Below are 16,888 nucleotides of genomic sequence, written 5' to 3' on the forward strand. Positions count from 1 at the left end.
TTATACTCCTTTTCTCACTAACTCAGCCGCTTTTAAAAAGACCTCATCTTCGACTCCATCCCCCTTCTGCCTGCCGAGCCTTACCAGCTCAGCGACAATACTTTCACGGTTGATGATCTTCTGGGATGAAACCAGCCCGATAACGGCGGCACCAATCGCCAGCCCAACTAATCCTGTCTGCTCGTCTTTATTTTTCATAGAAGCGCTCCCTTGTCCCCCTCAAAAGCGTAGCAGGAGAACTGTAAAACGCGCTGGTACGCGGGAATGAGATCCGTGCTTTATCTCAGCTGTTCGCCAGGCAAAACAGTAGGGGTTCTGAGCGGTTATGAGACAACGTTGAAGAGGACAACATGAATAGCGGTGCGCATAGAGAGGCCGAATGGGTGTTAAAACCGCCTTCGAAAAGGCGGCAGGTCATTACTCTGGATCTTTATCGCCTGATTCAGGCGCTGAGCCAGGATCATCTTTCGGTTTTTTTCCATCCTTGTCCGGGTTATCCGGGCTGGGATTATAATCAGGATGGTCACCATTAACGGGACGGTCAGTCATTTTCACCTCCGTTTTTACTGCGTAAGCTGTAAGTGTAGACAACCCTTCAGCCTTAACCAAACTTCCCCTGTGGAGCTCATTTGTAAATCGTGCTGGCATTCGGCGCTGCAATCCGTACCATACACGACACACTTTCGCATGCTGGTTTTTACCGGTAGCCGCAAACCCGTCTTTTATCGCTAACCAGATGGGGCACATACATGCGCAGATGGTGTATGAAATCTATGCTACATGGATAGAAGAGATGAACACGAAGCTGACGCTTTGAAATCGTTTTCCTCACCCTGTGCCCCATTTGAGATCTGAGTAACGAATAGATGCAACAAAATCAAGAAATTAACAAGAAAGAACAGTACAACCTGAATAAACTGCAAAAGCGACTGCGCCGTAACGTGGGCGAAGCCATTGCAGACTTCAACATGATTGAAGAAGGCGATCGCATCATGGTCTGCCTGTCGGGCGGTAAAGACAGCTACACCATGCTGGAGATCCTGCGCAATCTACAGCAAAGCGCACCGGTGAACTTTTCTCTGGTCGCGGTTAACCTCGATCAGAAACAGCCGGGCTTCCCGGAGCATATCCTGCCGGAGTACCTTGAGAACCTGGGCGTTGAGTACAAAATCGTAGAAGAGAATACCTACGGCATTGTTAAAGAGAAGATCCCAGAGGGCAAAACGACCTGCTCGCTCTGCTCACGTTTGCGTCGCGGCATTCTGTACCGCACCGCAACCGAACTGGGCGCCACCAAGATTGCGCTTGGTCATCACCGGGACGACATTCTGCAAACGCTGTTTCTGAATATGTTCTATGGCGGCAAAATGAAGGGAATGCCACCGAAGCTGATGAGCGACGACGGCAAACACATCGTGATCCGCCCACTCGCCTACTGCCGCGAGAAAGACATTGAGCGTTTCTCCCAGGCCAAAGCCTTCCCTATCATTCCGTGCAATCTGTGCGGCTCACAGCCGAACCTGCAACGTCAGGTCATTGGCGACATGCTGCGTGACTGGGATAAACGCTATCCGGGCCGCATCGAAACCATGTTCAGCGCCATGCAGAACGTGGTGCCTTCGCACCTTGCCGACGTTGAACTGTTCGATTTCAAAGGGATTAACCACGGTTCAGAGGTGGTGAATGGCGGGGATCTGGCGTTTGACCGCGAAGAGATCCCGATGCAGCCTGCTGGCTGGCAGCCAGAGGAAGAGGATGCGCAATTCGATGAACTGCGCCTGAACGTGGTAGAAGTCAAGTAACCTGGCAGCGTCTCAGATATCGTTTCTGAGACGCGTTTTAAGCTTATTTCAGCAGTCGAACGCGGCAGGTCTTCCCTTTAATCTTCCCGCCCTGCAACTGTTTCCAGGCCTTATGCGCAACCGACTGGCGAACCGCTACGTAGACATGCGCAGGATGGACCGTGATCTTGCCAATATCTGCCCCGTCGAGACCGATATCCCCAGTTAACGCCCCCAGAACGTCACCGGGACGCATTTTGGCCTTTTTACCGCCGTCGATGCACAGGGTGGCCATTTCCGCCGCCAGCGGAGCGATGCTGATATTACCAGGGGTATTCACCCAGTTGAGTTTCAGTTGCAGCATTTCCGCAAGAATATTGGCGCGCTGCGCCTCTTCAGGTGCGCAGAAGCTGATGGCGAGACCACTGTTACCTGCACGCGCGGTACGCCCGATGCGGTGGACATGCACTTCCGGATCCCATGCCAGTTCGAAATTCACCACCAGCTCAAGCGATTTAATATCCAGGCCACGGGCCGCCACATCCGTTGCAACCAGCACGCGAGCGCTGCCGTTAGCGAAACGCACCAGAGTCTGATCGCGATCGCGCTGTTCCAGATCGCCATGCAGCGATAATGCGCTCTGTCCGGCATCATTCAGAGCATCGCACACCGCCTGACAATCTTTTTTGGTATTACAGAACACCACGCAGGACGCTGGCTGGTGTTGGCTCAGCAATTTTTGTAGCAGTGGAATTTTGCCGTGCTGCGATGTCTCGAAGAACTGCTGCTCAATCGCCGGTAACGCATCGACAGTATCGATTTCAATGGTCAGCGGGTTCTTCTGCACGCGCCCGCTGATCGCTGCAATCGCCTCGGGCCAGGTGGCAGAAAAGAGCAGCGTCTGACGCGTGGCTGGGGCAAAGCGGATCACTTCGTCAATCGCATCGCTGAAGCCCATATCCAGCATGCGGTCAGCTTCATCCATCACCAGCGTTTGCAGTGCATCGAGTGAAACAGTGCCTTTTTGCAGGTGATCGAGCAGACGGCCCGGCGTTGCCACAATGATATGCGGCGCGTGCTGAAGGGAATCGCGCTGCGCACCGAACGGTTGCCCGCCACAGAGCGTTAAAATTTTAGTGTTAGGCAAAAAACGCGCCAGACGACGCAGCTCACCCGCGACCTGGTCGGCCAGCTCGCGCGTCGGGCAGAGTATCAGGGACTGAGTCTGAAACAGGGTTGCATCAATGTGTTGTAACAGGCCTAGCCCGAATGCAGCCGTTTTTCCACTGCCGGTTTTCGCCTGCACGCGCACGTCACGGCCTTCAAGGATAGCCGGCAGCGCGGCGGCCTGGACAGGGGTCATAGTGAGGTAGCCCAACTCATTCAGGTTAGTCAGTTGGGCTTCAGGCAGAACGTTCAGCGTGGAAAAAGCGGTCACAATATACTCTCGTGGTAATGATTGCAGTCAGATGGCGCGTATCCTCGCAGATCTGCGCTAACGATGCGACAATTTAATCGGTTCTTCATCGGGCGGCGGATCCGGCATCGGCTGCGGACGTGGGACAGGATCGGGTATCGGCGTCGGATCGGTGGGCACCGGATCGGACTGCCAGGTGTTGAGGCGTTGCAGGGCAAGTAGCATACTCATCTTTTCCTCCAGATTAGGGTGCTGACCCCTAAAGGGTAGACGCAGATAAACAGGAGGCAAAAAAAAAGCCGACTATGAAGTCGGCGTCGTACGAATCAATTGTGCTATGCAGTAATTCAAAAAAAGGAAGTAAGACAATATGGAGCGCAACGCCCATCGCTTGACGTTGCATTCACCTGCGGGAGTAATATTGCACCTAACATGGTCGGAGTTTATTGACTTCGCTCAATTAAAATGTCGTTTTGAAGCCGACTCTGCCTCAGAAAAGCGTAAATTTACAGCCATTTACTACGATGCAACCACCATGCAACACCCCCAATCAAAACCACTAACATGACGCAAAACGTGGTGAAGCCATAGTGATATTCACCGCCGGGGATCCCTCCGAGGTTTACGCCAAACAACCCCGTCAGGAAGGTACTCGGTAAAAAGACCATCGCCATCAGCGACATGGTGTACGTTCTCCTGGCTAACGACTCCTGCATTACCTGGGCTATCTCATCCGCCATGACTGCCGTTCTGGCAATACATGAGTCAATCTCGTCCAGTCCACGTCCGAGCCGGTCAGCGATATCCTGCATTCTGCGGCGTTGATCGTCGTTCATCCAGCTCATGCGTTCGCTGGCCAGCCGCGCATAAACGTCGCGCTGAGGGGTCATATAGCGGCGCATCACGATGAGCTGCTTACGCAGCAGCGCCAGAAAACCACGTGGGGGGATTTGCTGATCGAGCAGGTTATCTTCCAGATCGATGATTTTATCGTGAAGTTCTTCTATAAACTCGCTGGCATGATCGGTCAGCGCATCACACACATCCACCAGCCAGCTGCCGCAATCCGTAGGCCCCGTGCCCTCTTTCAGATCGTTAATGACGTCATCCAGCGCCAGCACTTTTCTCTGGCGGGTGGAAACAATCAGCCGTTCATCCATATAAACACGCATTGCCACCAACTGATCCGGACGCTCATCCGTACTGCCGTTTATACAACGCAGCGTAATTAACGTCCCCTCACCCATCCGGCTGACGCGGGGTCTGAGACTTTCTCCCGCCAGCGCATCCCGAACGTTGTTGGGCAATAGCGGCGTGGACGCGAGCCACTCGGCGCTGTCCGGGTGCGTGTAGTTGAGGTGCAGCCAGCATGGATGTTCGCTGTCGATGTGATCCTGATCTTCAAGCGGCCTTGCGCCGCCTTGTCCATCAAACACCCATGCAAAAACTGCGTCAGGTACGTTAACCTCAGACCCTTTAATGCTCTCCACAGCGCCTCCACCGTTTTATCTCTTTCGGTGTCAGTCTAGCTTTCGCCGAGGGTTAAGCAATAATTATGTGAGGCATCGTCCTGAATACGTTCAGGAATTCACCGCCCATTCGCGGCTTTTTAATGCATTATCAGTCTGGAACTCATTTTCCAGACGGAAATTACGTGTTCGTGTCTGGAGCTCAATCACCTGATTGCGCAGCACATCTGACGACCCATTGAGTTCCTCAACCATCGACACGTTGCTCTGCGTTACGCGTTCAAGCTCTGACAATGCCTGCGTAATTTGTGAAATACCTTTTTCCTGTTCTGATGTTGAGGCGGATATTTCATCCATCAGTCTGCTCACATTGCCCGAACCGGTAACAATGTCATGCATGTTTTTTTCGGCTTCAGAGACCACGTTAACGCCCTGCGTCACGTTATGGCTGGTAACTTCAATCAGTGACTTAATATTTTTTGCCGCTTCGGCGCTACGATGCGCCAGGCTTCTCACCTCACCCGCAACCACAGAAAACCCTTTACCATGGTCGCCCGCTCTTGCCGCTTCAACGGCGGCGTTAAGCGCCAGAATATTGGTCTGAAAAGCGATACCGTCAATCAGCGAGATAATCTCTGTCATTTGCTGGGCGCAGTCGGTAATCGACTGCATATTGTTCGCGACCTGCCCCATTAATTCTCCGCCTTTACGCGCCTGTAACGTCGCGATATTCGCCTGCTCGCTGGCTAAACGGGTATTGTCGGCATTATTTTTTGTACTTACAGCCATCTCTTCCATGCTTGCTGCCGTTTGCACCAGCGAAGCTGACTGCTGTTCTGTTTTGACGGAAAGCTGCGCGCTGCGTGAAGAGAGTTGATCTGACAGGGTCATCGCGGTTTGCGAGGAGGCGCGGATCTCACGGACCAGCGTTGCAATGTTGTTGGAGAGACTGTTAATCCCGGGGATCAGTCGTCCCGCACAGTTGTTGCCAAATTCAGGTATCGACACGCCAAGTTTGCCTGACGTCACTTCTTCAATACTTTTTTTCACAGTATTGATCGGCGTCACAAGATATTTGGTCATGTACGCCCAGAGTAAAAATAAGGCGATGAATTGTACAATTATGACTGCAATAAAAAGCGAAGAATTCCGTGAAAATAGCGCTATAACTCCATCACTTACCAAAAATACACATAAAAGGAAATAGACAATGAACGTTCTGACACTAATATTTCTTAGCATACGTTTTCCTGGGGCATTATATTTTGGTTGGCATTAAGGGTTATAGCATTGCCATACAAATTTGTCCTCACGTTCGTCGCTGGTTTGTTGTTTTGCAGTTTGATTTGCGCAGTTTTACTTAAGGCGGATAAAAAGCATGTTTTACGCTAAATGTCTGGCTTGTCGTTTGGTTGCTGATACCCCTTCAAAAATGGCAATTATATATTTAAGGAGGGGTACTGTAGGGCGCCGTTGTTTAGTGGTGCTTAATAAGTTAACGTAGTTAATACGCGCCCCTCCCGTTAGAGTGGCTTACGTTCAGGCCAGATAGTCAATAGTCTGGAAAAAACAGTCCTCATTCATGAGAATATTCTCTTTTGCACTTTGATGCCCGCGACGAATATACCAGCCTGTATCAGGCGCCATGCTTAAATGGAATATCCTCGCCCCCGACAGACTATCGGGGACATTAATACTCATCGTCACACACCCCTTCTCCGGCCCCCTGATCACCTGTTCTGGCATAATGGTGACGCTGCGATCCCCATTTTGCAAAATGATCGTCGTAATAGCATAACGACATATACCGCTACTGAGGCTGTAGCCAACCGTACTTAAATCGGTGATATGTTTTTTAGATAAAATTATTTCAATACCAGAACCTTCAAACCATGTAATGATTTGCTGCGCAAGATCCTCCATCCTCTCACAAAACGCCCTGACTTCGGCCTCAGCCGTATTAACATAGATTGGTTTGTCCCCGATATTCTGTTGCACTTTCTTAAAAAAACGCTCTCTTGCTGACATGTCAACTCCGTGTTTTTCGCCAGTCTCATTATTCTTTTTGGTGCTTCAGCAGGGCATAGCTGGCAATCAACTGCTGAAGATGCTGTTCGGTCTGGTTTAGCTGCGCTGCTGACAGGGGTTGCCCGGCAGGTAAAATGGAAAGCAGACGAAGCCGCTCCTCAAGCGGAACGGTATGGCTGAAGGACTGCGACATGGCAAACACGGCTGATTTCAGTTCGCTGACCGTCATGTACTTCCCCTTCTGTTCATCCAGCGCGTTTAGCCTGTTCGTCAACTGCTGTAACTGCGTCATTCCCTGATGCCAGCCATTCAGCTCTGACTCTGCAAGTCCGGAAACGCTAATTTGCTTGTGCCACTGTTGTGCCAGGGGTTTGGCCTCTTCTGGCCACAGCGTCAGCGCCTGCTGCACCAGACGGTCGCCGTAGCTTACTGCCCAGTCTGGTTTCAGGTGTAAAAGCTGCGCTAACAGCTGCTGTGTCTTGCTGATCCCCGGTTCAGGTGGCGGTGACGTTTGTTGCAGCGCCTGCAACTGTGCTGTAGAGAGTCCTTCAGGTAAAGGAGCCAGAGTCGCAGCCAGCTGCATTTGCGCCGAATCTGGCGCATGCATCGTCTGCCATCCCACTGCGACAATGCTGGCTGCCACCAGCATGAACAACATACCCGCAGCAAATGGCTTCCACTGCTTCACGGGTACAGGAGGCTCTTTATTCGGCAACGGCTCGGGCTGAACCACATAAACCCATTTACAACGCTCTGTCGGTTCGGTGAGATCAAGTTCCGCGGCCCCCATCGTGTTACCCGGCAGACTCACGCCCGTATTATCACTGTTTTCCAGACGCACTGCTGCGTTCTGCATCATCGTGCGCAGGGCATCAAGCTGAGCAGCATGCTTAAGTTCGAGGCGCTGCAACATGTCACTCAGAGCGTTCAGATTCTCCTCAGCCTGATAAAGCTGCCCTAAATCGGCATACGTCAACGTCAGCGTTCTCACCACCTGTTGCAGGCGTTTGCTCAGTGCGCTGAGGATTTCAACTCGCGCATGGACAGGCTGTGGCCAGAGGCTACCCCACTGACGGACGACCAGTGCAGCCAGTAGCCCCAGCCCTTCATTCATGCCGTAGAGTCCGGCGAGATGCGTGCGGGCGAGCGTATACCAGGCAGCCGTTTGTAGCTCCACACCGTTATGCTCGAACAGTGACAGACAGAGCGTTTCCGCGTGTTGCCAGTTAACATCCGGGCGTGCCGGATGGGTGAGCTTGTTCATTTCGTCGCGCAAGGCAGCGTAATCCGCAAGCGTGCGCGGATCCCCGCCGGTTTTAAGTTGGCGTTCAGAATTTATTGTCATAACTGTTTTAACCTGAGTAATAACTAGATGGCGGCTCGTGCATCGAGGTATTGCTGTTGTTTCAGATGACGGATTAATACCCTGCCCTCGGGCATAAATTCCGTGCCGTAGCGCACCAGCCCGACCCCCTTCAGCTCCGCATCAATGGCGTAGCGGAGTTCACCGGGCTGAATCTGTTCCTGCATCACCACGTTAATCCGGCTCAGGCGCGGCTCATATTTCAGCAATATGGCCGACAGTGTGGTAATCAGCTGATGGGCGGTACCGGGCATTCCCTGGAGGATTTTTGTCATATCCGGCAGGCCGTAGTCCGGCAAGTGAGCCAGCGTACCGGCGCGGCAGTTGAGGATGCGCTGCATGTTATCGAGTACTGATAAAATCACCTGATTCTGTTCGCTGACCTGGTTGAGGCTCAGGCCACCTGAGAAATTACCGCTCAGCATTTCATACAGCGATGGCGTATTATGTCCCTTAGGCATCAGTCATCCTTCAATGGCTGTAACGTCAGGTGGTTATTCCCGGCCTCCAGAATGCGCGGCTTATCCGGATCGAGATCTTCACGTTTTAGAACCTGCTTCCAGGTATTGTTGACCAGGTCCGGGTGACGAAACAGGCCGACTACCGCGACAAACTGCGTTTCTTCTTCCATTGGCATATCAAGATTTGTATCACCGCCCGGTTTTACGACCACATCGCGGGTCGCCATCAGGTCGGTTTTCAGGATAGTTTCGCCATCTTTCAGTAGTTGCTGGTAAACCGTTTTATCGAAGATTTTACGGTCTTTCAGCTGATAGACACGAACTACCACCGGCTCGGAGAGTGAGTTACTTTCGCGGGAATCGGTGTTTAGCGCTTCACGCGCCGTGAAATCCAGGTGCAGCATCTTAATTTTTTTGTAGAACACGGCGTTAAATGCCGATTTGGTGCCATCGGTGATACCCTGCGTCATCCCGCACCCCGTCAGGCTGAACGCCAGCAGTGCAGGCAACCAGCCTGCGGATTTAATCAAACTTGTACGTAACACGTCGGTTTCCTTGTTGTGGTATTGCCAGCTTCAGGCCGGTGTAATAGCCCAGTTCCGTCGTAAAGGTCGGTGGGATATCGTCTTTAAGTTCCCCCTCATCAGCCCCCAGCACGCCGTTCATCCCGAGCCAGAGAGGGCCTTCGCCAAGTGGCGGAACAGCCAGCAGTCGGGTCCGGGTGGTCAGGGTGATCTTCGCCTTAAAACGCCAGCCAAGATATACCCGCAGCATGACCAGAAAATCCTGATACAGCAGACCGTCCGGCTTCCAGCCCTGTGCCTCCTGTTCATTATCCGTTGTAAGCGCAACCAGCAGTTGGCTACCCGCATCCATCGCTTCGTCACCCAGTGGCGTGTTGCCGTCCAGCAGAAAATCGTCATCACCGTAAAAGCCCAGCGGCTAACCAATTTCCACCGGCCGCAGGCAGTATGGACTGACCCTCACGGTGGTATCCGGGGCCAGCAACGTCACCAGCGCCTGCATTCCCTCCTGAGTTTTGCCCGGTTGCTGTAGAACACCCAGCAGAGCCAGAAAACGGGATACCGGTGTGGCAATGTGGTCTGCTGTGCCGGGAATACCCAACCCCACCAGGCCCAGCAGTGACTGCGAGATGCTGTCCGTACCACCGGGTTCAAAGGTGGCCGGATAAGAGTATTTACGCCAGATACGGTAAAACTGCGTCAGAATGCGATGGCTGAAGATATCCAGAAAACCCTGTAGTGCGTCATGCCCTTCCCGACGCTGAGCGATGTCATCGAGATACACCATCGGCAAGGGTGAGTCGACACCGTACATTCCCATAAAGGTCGTGCGGATGAGTGGTGGCCGGCTGTCATCATCCTCATCATACTCCACGGCTTTCAGCTCACTGGCCGGAAATCCCATCCCTGGATGTGGGGCAAAGCGTACCGGGTCATCGCCCGGGTGACTGGTCGAGCCCATCAGCGGCCTGCCCGGGTTACACTTCTCCAGCAACTGGCATAAACGGTAAAAGTTAATACGATGCAGGTCGGCTTCCAGCCGTGGGCTCAGCCGGGAATGCGGCGGTTGTGCTTCTCTTCCCATTCCAGGCGTTCTCCGGTCGGTTGCAGAATGATAATCAGGCGGTTAAACAAATAGATGTCAGTGTATAGCGCAAAGAATCGGCTCAGCATCTCGCCAAACAGGCAGATGTCGCCGCGTCCGGCAAAGCCATTGCTGTCCAGCGTGACTTCAATCTGCACGCCACGGACCAGGTAGCCCTGTTCAAAGCGCTCCGTTTCACTGTGCTTCACCTCGAGGATGGCTTCCAGGCGGCGACGGTTCATCTCGCTGTCGGTCCATTCATACAGCGCCAGGGTACCGCGCAGCACGTCGGCATTATCCATCATCGACAGAAATCCGCTGCCAAGGTGACTCAGCACGCGCCAGTGGAAACGGTCCTGCGCCGGTGGGTAACAAGGCAGCGTCGGCGCACACAGGTTGCGCACGGCAATGCTGACCGAAGTGGTTTTCATCACCGTATCAAGCACGGTGCTTTGCAGCGCACGTCGTGGCAGTTGACCATTGGTGCCGGTGAGCGTCAGCGACAGGCTTTCGTCTTCCGGGACGGTATGATTATCAAATGCTTCGCCGCCAAGGATGAGCCAGGTGTTATGCAGGCCGGACGGACCGCGACGCACGCGGGTGTGGTAGTAATATTCCGGTGCTTCATGACGCATCATTCCTCCCTTATGACGGAAGCTCGAAAACGGCACGTAGGTGTGCTGGCTCGATGACATCACCGAATCCACGGTATATATCTCGGTATGGCCATCCTGCACGCGCATCGGGCGCAGCATGTATTCGGTTTGCAGAGAATTGAGCGTCAGCGGATCGGATTCCAGCGGGAACAGGTTAATGACCGGCACGCAATTCAGGCGCAGGTGCTTTTCGGTAAAGCTGAAGTCATGCTCCCAGCGTTCCGCCAGCACCACGTCGATTTCAAACCACGGGATCTCAGCCGGAAAGACCACGCTCTCCAGCCCGCGCAGCCCCGTAAACATGAATTTCTCGCGAAAGGTGAAGTACTCCAGCAGCAACTGGTAACCGCTGAAACTGCTGTCCCCCTTCGGCCACAGCCTGTCATCATCACCAAACCCCAGTGCGGTGAAATACCCGTCCATCGGCCTTCTGTCCATGTCGCCCGGCATGCGCAGCCACAGACGCGCAGTATTCATGGTAAAAGCTTCATGCATAGCGCAGGCCAGCGGTGCGTCAGCGTTGAAATAGAACGGGATCTGGCTGAGATCGACACGGCTCCAGTCAGCAAGATGGCTACAACTGAAGCGCAGGCTGATGACAGAGCGCCCGTCAGGATCAGTCGACAGGCGGGCATGCTCCAACGCCAGTGGCTGAAGGGTTATCTCTTTAGTTGTGGTGTAGCGACAACGCGTGCCTTTTTCACCGATCGGCCGCGAATTGACCTCGAAACCTCTGGCAATACGCATCGGTTCTTTCATCTCACGCCAGACAGGAGTGAACTCCACCACCGACATCGAGGGAATAGTGCGCAGGTAATGCGGCCATAGCAGACTGACCAGCCCTTCAGTCAGTTCAGGCAGGTCGTCATCAAGCTTCTCACGCAGGCGGCCCATCAGAAAGGCAAAGCCCTCGAACAGTCGCTCCACGTACGGGTCGCGCGCGCCCGCTTTATCGAGATTGAGCATTGCCGCCTGTTCAGGGTGAGCGCGGGCAAATTCTTCGCCGGCTTCCAGCAGGTAGCGCATTTCAGCGTCGTAATAACGCAGGGTTAAGTCGTCCATAAGAACCTGAATATGTGTGTTTTAAAGGTATGTCAGTCGCTTTACCCGCAAAGTACCGCACAGCCTGCCGGGTCAAGGGCAATCAGGCCCGCCAGAAGCTGGTCCATCTCTGGCTGAAGCCGTGACTTATCGGTTTCACTGCGGGCGGCTTTCATACGCAGCAGCCTGAGGCGGCGCGATTTCACTTCAAACAACAGCGCCGGTGTCCACTGAGTGAGGGTGATGGCCTGTGCTGCACCGTCAAGTTCACCCAGCAGATGCAGGGCCAGTTCATTCCTACCCTTCTGCTCCGCCACACGTGCCATCAGCAGGCGCACCAACCATTTGTCTTTTGTGGTGTCGGTGCCCGGGCGCGTTTGCAGCCAGTGGAGTGTGGCATCCAGACCATCCGTGTCAGCTTTCTCCAGTGCTTCCGGTTCAAGGGCCAGAATATCGTTGCCAGTTTCACTCAAGGCACTGACAGACTCATCCCGCCAGTTGGACATCTCGTCGAGCACGCTCTGGTTTATCCAGTTCAGCGTGACCTCATCAGCAAAGGGTGTGCCGTCATTGAAGGCCAGCGTTTCAAGTCCAGGAAGGCGCCGCAGCAGCCCTTTCAGGTCAGCGGTAATGATATCGGCCAGCACATCCTGGCCTGATTTAATCAGGGCCTGATGGATGTACCACTGCAAATCCAGCCAGAGATGATTGGCGCCACGCGAGAAAGTGCTGTCCGCTTGTTCCAGTATCTCCAGCCAGCTCTGTTGCAAATACAGCCGTTTAAGCATTGCACGCTGGTCAGCCCGCGGCGGTTCGATGCGCGTTTTCCCTTCGGCATCCGGTGCCGGGATTGCTCTTAGCGTGTCGTGACGCAGACTTTTCATCAGCCGGTGTGCGGCAAGCCAGCCATCAGGTTGCTCACGCAAATATCCCGTTAGGGTTCGGGCCTGAGCCAGCAAATCCTGACCGGACGTGATGCGGCTCAGCACTGGCGCGTCCTGTTCTGCCGTGTGAGATGCCGACTGCGGGCGTGTCTGACTGCTGGCATTCTGGGGTATTACCGCATCCACGCCACCGGCTTTCATCAGGCGGGATCCCAGCGCGCTGTACAGGGCACTCAGATCTGGACGTGACGCTTCCGGCTCAGTTTCAAGACTGTCTCGGATGAGCAGCAACGCACCGGTCGTACGCTGGGCATCGTCGCGTACCACTTCTGGCCAGAGTAACAGGCTGTCAAGTAGACGAGAGCCTGCGAGCCACTCCAGCGCCGGTTTACGGCTTCGCTCGCGCTGAGGATGGAGCTGTGTTCCATACTGGGTTAGTAATCCCGCCAGTAACTCAAGCCCTTCAGCAAACCCGGTTTCACCGTCCTGGTGCAAGCGCGCCCAACAATAGTAAGTAGCAACCCGGACATCTTTGGCCTCTGTGGTCAGCACCTTTTCAGCCAGCTGGCAAATCAGCCCGGTATCAATGCCGGAAAGTTTATTGACCTCCTCCCGGATACGCTGGAAATCATCGTCATAACCCGGGTCTTCTCCTGTAGGATTGATCTCACTGATAGGGGTAAGCCAGCGCTGCCAGCTTTCCATACGTGACTGCGCCTGCTGTCGCAGCAAGGTTTCATCCGCCTGGCAGGCAACAACCAGATTCAGCAAAGCGTCCATTATTCGACTCCGTCCATGTCACTATTTTCTGTGTTGGTCATCAGCGCCTGCGCCATAGCCGCGCTGTCGACGCTGAATATTTGATCTGGCAGCGTAAAACCCCGCAGTGCCAGTAACGCCAGCGGCCCACTGCCCAGTTGTGAACGCAGTACCCACTGTAGGGTCCGACCATCCGGGGCGGTAAAACTCATCATCCACTGACTGCGGTCTAGCTGCTCTCTCTTACTTTCATCCAGCCAACGAATAAAGCCCCAGGTTCCGCTGTAATCACCAAACAGACGTGCGCCCGCATTGACGGTGGTCCATGTCAGCATGGTTCCGGGCTTGTAGGTGTCACCAGGCCAACGGAAGCTCTGCCAGTCTGCCATCTGGTTGAAGTAGTGCAGCTTTTGTCCATCAATAGTCAGTTGCGTTTCTACCACCTGCGGTACCGGACGCGCCTGTAGCTCAAAACTGATGCCCTGACTGCCGTCGGTAAATAAGATATCCGATAGCTGGCTGAGCTGATTAATCGCCCGCAGGAAGGCTGGATTAAAGCTCAGCCCCTGGCTATTAACCTTATCCGGCACCCACTGGCTGCCCTCCTTATGCAGCACACCGCCGAGTTCCGTGGTCAGGAAGCGCTCAATGCGTCCGCTGTCCTTACGCACAAACTCAGCCAGCATTGGCAGAGAGGAATCACTCTTGCTGATAGCGAATGGGAAACGTCCGTCAAATGCCGTATGCCAGTTCGCCACCACGGAGCGACTCCATTTGTCATTCAGGCTCGCTGCCGATGGCTGAAGCACAGTTTCCCAGGCCTGGGTCAGTGGCTGCACAAACATGGTGCTGCCAAAACCACTCCACTCTTCGCCCAGGCTTGCAGCAATCAGGCTGCCGTACTGCTGGGTGTCGGTCAGGTCCACGCTTTTGCCCTGGAACACGGTCTGCGCCAGGCTCTGCATCATTTCCTGAGGGTCAGAGGCGCTGGCGACCTGTTGCAGACGCAGACGCACACGGGTGATACGGGTAAGATACGTTTGCAGGCTCAGTGAGTTGTCAGCCGACATAACATTGCTGCCTTTGTTTTTACCCATAAGTGCCAGCAACGGTCCAAAGGTTTCATCCAGTGGGCCCTGCGGGCCTGAGGCTGACTGGTCAATTACCGGTTTGTCCTTCCCGCCTACCAGGTCTTTAGCCGATTTGATGATGGAGTCCGACAGGCCTTCACTCTTCTGGCCGGTCTGCCCCTGCCAGGCGAGGGTGTTCATCAGGGCAATCAGCGGTGACTGGCGAACATCACTCATCAGCGTCAGCTGGTCGGTGACGTCTGCAATATTGTTTGCCGGATTAAGTTGCAGGCTGTTGAGGAAGCTCAGCCAGCTACCGGCAAAGTCGGTGAAGTAGCGTTCCGTCAGACGTGCTTTCAGTGCTTCCGGCGACAGGTCTGAGGAGACGGCTTTCCGGCTGTCGCTCAGCACCCAGTCAATTTCATCGCGGCGGGAGTTCGCCGCTTTCTCAATGGCCTGCTGAATACCTCCCTCCCAGGCCTGACGGGTGAACATGCCCGGCACCACCTCATCGGTGGTAAACAGGCGACGGGCATCGGTACCGCCGGTCATGTCCTCCAGAGACACATCGGCGAAGTTACGACGCACGGATTTGAGCATGTTCTCGTACAGCGTACTTTCCGCGTTGCGCCGTCCAATTTGCTGCAACAGCACCTGGCGGCTCTGGCTGACCAGTTGCGCATCCGGTGTGGTTTTCCACTGTGGCTGCGCTGGCAGTTCGGTGATGTAGAAAGCCCACAAATCTGGTGACAGGCTTTGCCACAGGCCAGCTGAGATGCCTAAACGCGTCGGCTGCACGGTTTTCATGGTTTGCGCGTAGAATGCACCATCAGCTTTATCCGGCCGGGTCATCATCAGCCAGGCTTTCAACTGGTCATAACCCGGTTTCGCCATCTGTGTCCGCTGGTCGCTGTTGGGTGCCGAATTGACCAGCGCAATGAGCTTCTGCTTAAGCGCTTCATTTGCCGGGTCACGTATCAGACGGTTGTTCGCCACCCCGTACCAGGGCAGCATTGCGTCAAGCAACTGCTGATCATGGTCCAGACCAAAGCGCTGATACCATGGCGTGCCGTCCTGAATATGGTGCAGCAGGCGACCGGCATCATTACGCAAAGCATGCAGGGCAGTCAGTTGGTAATCAGATACAGAAGGGTGCTCCACCAGAGCATGAGCCTGCTGTGCAACAGAAACGATTTGTGACCGGTTGACCGCAAACGACAGCAGCGTCCCTACCCCCCAGACACTGATGATGGCCATCAGTGCCCAGGCCATCGCCCGTTCCCACGGCATACCGACACGACGGCCACGTATGCGGGTGCAGTCGTCAACAATACCCTGCCAGGTTGCTGGCAGAGTCAGGGCATGACGCTGTGATCCATAATTCTCAGCGTCGGCTGTTCCCGCTGACATTCCGGCAGGTTTCTTCTCCGACAGGCTGAACATCAGACCACGCAGCGGGACGCGCTGCTGAGAAACAAAGAGCCATGGCTGCAACTGCTGAGCCCAGCGGGCAATAGCACCGTCGTTCAGGTGCTGGCTCAGGCGCAGCAGGAAGTCGTGGCTGCTGTTTTCCGCGACCTGACTCATCCCCTGCGTCCGCAGGGCCGGCAGCATCAGTTCCAGCTGGCGGATCACATCGTCTTCTTTTGCGCGTGGTGGAAAGCTTGCGCCTACCGCCTGCTCAGGACGCGTACCCTGCGACCAGTGACTGCTGCACAGTTGCCACAGCCAGACCGGAGCGGAATAACGCAGCAGTTCGCTGATTTTTTCCAGGCCGCGTAAATCGCTGTCGCTGATATGTGGGGTCAGCTTAAGCGACTCGGGCAGTACACGGATAATCCCGTCCAGAGGGCGCCCGCGGCGTAGTTTACGCAGCGCTGTGTATTTTTCGCGGTCAGGCTCCGATGCCAGGCTGCCGCCATAAATCAGCACGGTGCGGTTGCCTTCAAGCCACTGCTGCTGTTGCAGGCCGGGTACCAATTGCTCAATCGCGGCTTCATCGCCGGTGATCAGCAGCAGGCGGACTTTACGCCGCCAGAAGAACGAGTGCCGCCTTCTGAGATTCCTGCTCAGTGCTGAAAAATCATATTGATCCGACGCGCTTTCTTCGTTGGGATTGTTTTCACCATCAGGCGTAACGGGAGAGGGATTTTGTTGCCTGGACAACGTAAAGAACACCAGGGTGCATAATGTGGCGGTCAGAATGATGCAACCTGCCAGCACATACCAGAAATTATCGTCACCGCTACCGGACGGTAACTGCGCTGTCTGTGCAAAAATAAAGAGTATCATCAGCAGAACTGCCACGATAAGTAGTCCTGCTCCCAGTGGCTTTGAAACCTTTTTCATGC

The 16,888-nt window shown here is 54.4% G+C and carries 14 protein-coding genes and 2 pseudogenes; 2 read left to right on the forward strand and 14 right to left on the reverse strand.

Annotation, left to right across the window (positions count from 1 at the left end; genetic code table 11):
• Together ACJTMZ_RS01705 and ACJTMZ_RS01710 are read right to left on the reverse strand one after the other, a co-directional pair.
• The gene (locus ACJTMZ_RS01705) at nucleotides 1–198 is read right to left on the reverse strand and encodes a hypothetical protein (RefSeq protein WP_000790642.1); all 198 of its coding nucleotides are present in this window, start codon (nucleotides 196–198) and stop codon (nucleotides 1–3) included.
• Nucleotides 199–417: 219 nt separating this feature from the next.
• Nucleotides 418–549 (reverse strand): hypothetical protein, encoded by a 132-nt coding sequence (locus ACJTMZ_RS01710; protein WP_017693355.1) that lies wholly within the window; start codon nucleotides 547–549, stop codon nucleotides 418–420.
• Between the two features lie 70 nt (nucleotides 550–619).
• Here ACJTMZ_RS01710 and ACJTMZ_RS01715 point away from each other — a divergent pair.
• Together ACJTMZ_RS01715 and ttcA are read left to right on the forward strand one after the other, a co-directional pair.
• Nucleotides 620–817, forward strand: a pseudogene (locus tag ACJTMZ_RS01715) (site-specific integrase); the annotation flags it as partial.
• A gap of 49 nt (nucleotides 818–866) precedes the next feature.
• Entirely contained in the window at nucleotides 867–1,802 is a 936-nt protein-coding gene (ttcA, locus tag ACJTMZ_RS01720; RefSeq protein WP_001186974.1) for a tRNA 2-thiocytidine(32) synthetase TtcA, read from the forward strand.
• Nucleotides 1,803–1,845: 43 nt separating this feature from the next.
• Here ttcA and dbpA read toward each other — a convergent pair whose 3' ends face one another.
• The 12 genes and pseudogenes from dbpA to ACJTMZ_RS01780 form a co-directional block, all read right to left on the reverse strand.
• Complete coding sequence (dbpA, locus tag ACJTMZ_RS01725) at nucleotides 1,846–3,219, reverse strand: ATP-dependent RNA helicase DbpA (protein ID WP_017382257.1); 1,374 nt, start codon at nucleotides 3,217–3,219, stop codon at nucleotides 1,846–1,848.
• A gap of 57 nt (nucleotides 3,220–3,276) precedes the next feature.
• Nucleotides 3,277–3,423 carry a hypothetical protein gene (locus ACJTMZ_RS01730; protein WP_275427718.1) on the reverse strand — a complete coding sequence of 49 codons (147 nt, stop codon included), beginning with the start codon at nucleotides 3,421–3,423 and terminating at the stop codon, nucleotides 3,277–3,279.
• Nucleotides 3,424–3,704: 281 nt separating this feature from the next.
• Nucleotides 3,705–4,688: a zinc transporter ZntB gene (gene zntB / locus ACJTMZ_RS01735; RefSeq protein WP_017382256.1), complete on the reverse strand. Its 984-nt coding sequence runs from the start codon at nucleotides 4,686–4,688 to the stop codon at nucleotides 3,705–3,707.
• 90 nt (nucleotides 4,689–4,778) lie between these two features.
• Nucleotides 4,779–5,909: a methyl-accepting chemotaxis protein gene (locus tag ACJTMZ_RS01740; protein WP_252010619.1), complete on the reverse strand. Its 1,131-nt coding sequence runs from the start codon at nucleotides 5,907–5,909 to the stop codon at nucleotides 4,779–4,781.
• Nucleotides 5,910–6,206: 297 nt separating this feature from the next.
• Nucleotides 6,207–6,695, reverse strand: a complete 489-nt coding sequence (locus ACJTMZ_RS01745; protein WP_047056865.1) for a hypothetical protein — start codon at nucleotides 6,693–6,695, stop codon at nucleotides 6,207–6,209.
• Between the two features lie 28 nt (nucleotides 6,696–6,723).
• Nucleotides 6,724–8,040 carry a VasL domain-containing protein gene (locus ACJTMZ_RS01750; RefSeq protein WP_252010620.1) on the reverse strand — a complete coding sequence of 439 codons (1,317 nt, stop codon included), beginning with the start codon at nucleotides 8,038–8,040 and terminating at the stop codon, nucleotides 6,724–6,726.
• 23 nt (nucleotides 8,041–8,063) lie between these two features.
• Nucleotides 8,064–8,519 carry a type VI secretion system baseplate subunit TssE gene (gene tssE, locus ACJTMZ_RS01755; protein ID WP_015570427.1) on the reverse strand — a complete coding sequence of 152 codons (456 nt, stop codon included), beginning with the start codon at nucleotides 8,517–8,519 and terminating at the stop codon, nucleotides 8,064–8,066.
• Nucleotides 8,519–9,064, reverse strand: a complete 546-nt coding sequence (gene tssJ, locus ACJTMZ_RS01760; protein WP_047056867.1) for a type VI secretion system lipoprotein TssJ — start codon at nucleotides 9,062–9,064, stop codon at nucleotides 8,519–8,521. The genes tssE and tssJ overlap by 1 nt, the downstream gene beginning before the upstream one ends.
• Nucleotides 9,042–10,127, reverse strand: a pseudogene (gene tssG / locus ACJTMZ_RS01765) (type VI secretion system baseplate subunit TssG). Before tssG ends, tssJ begins: the two are co-directional and overlap by 23 nt.
• Complete coding sequence (gene tssF / locus ACJTMZ_RS01770) at nucleotides 10,091–11,845, reverse strand: type VI secretion system baseplate subunit TssF (RefSeq protein ID WP_047056871.1); 1,755 nt, start codon at nucleotides 11,843–11,845, stop codon at nucleotides 10,091–10,093. The pseudogene tssG and the gene tssF overlap by 37 nt, the downstream one beginning before the upstream one ends.
• 41 nt (nucleotides 11,846–11,886) lie before the next feature.
• Nucleotides 11,887–13,488 (reverse strand): type VI secretion system protein TssA, encoded by a 1,602-nt coding sequence (gene tssA / locus ACJTMZ_RS01775; protein ID WP_045907285.1) that lies wholly within the window; start codon nucleotides 13,486–13,488, stop codon nucleotides 11,887–11,889.
• Complete coding sequence (locus ACJTMZ_RS01780) at nucleotides 13,488–16,886, reverse strand: ImcF-related family protein (RefSeq protein ID WP_252010622.1); 3,399 nt, start codon at nucleotides 16,884–16,886, stop codon at nucleotides 13,488–13,490. The genes tssA and ACJTMZ_RS01780 overlap by 1 nt, the downstream gene beginning before the upstream one ends.
• Between the last annotated feature and the right edge of the window lie 2 nt (nucleotides 16,887–16,888).

The organism is Enterobacter sp. DN, assembly GCF_046054285.1.
GTDB classification, from domain to species: domain Bacteria; phylum Pseudomonadota; class Gammaproteobacteria; order Enterobacterales; family Enterobacteriaceae; genus Enterobacter; species Enterobacter hormaechei_C.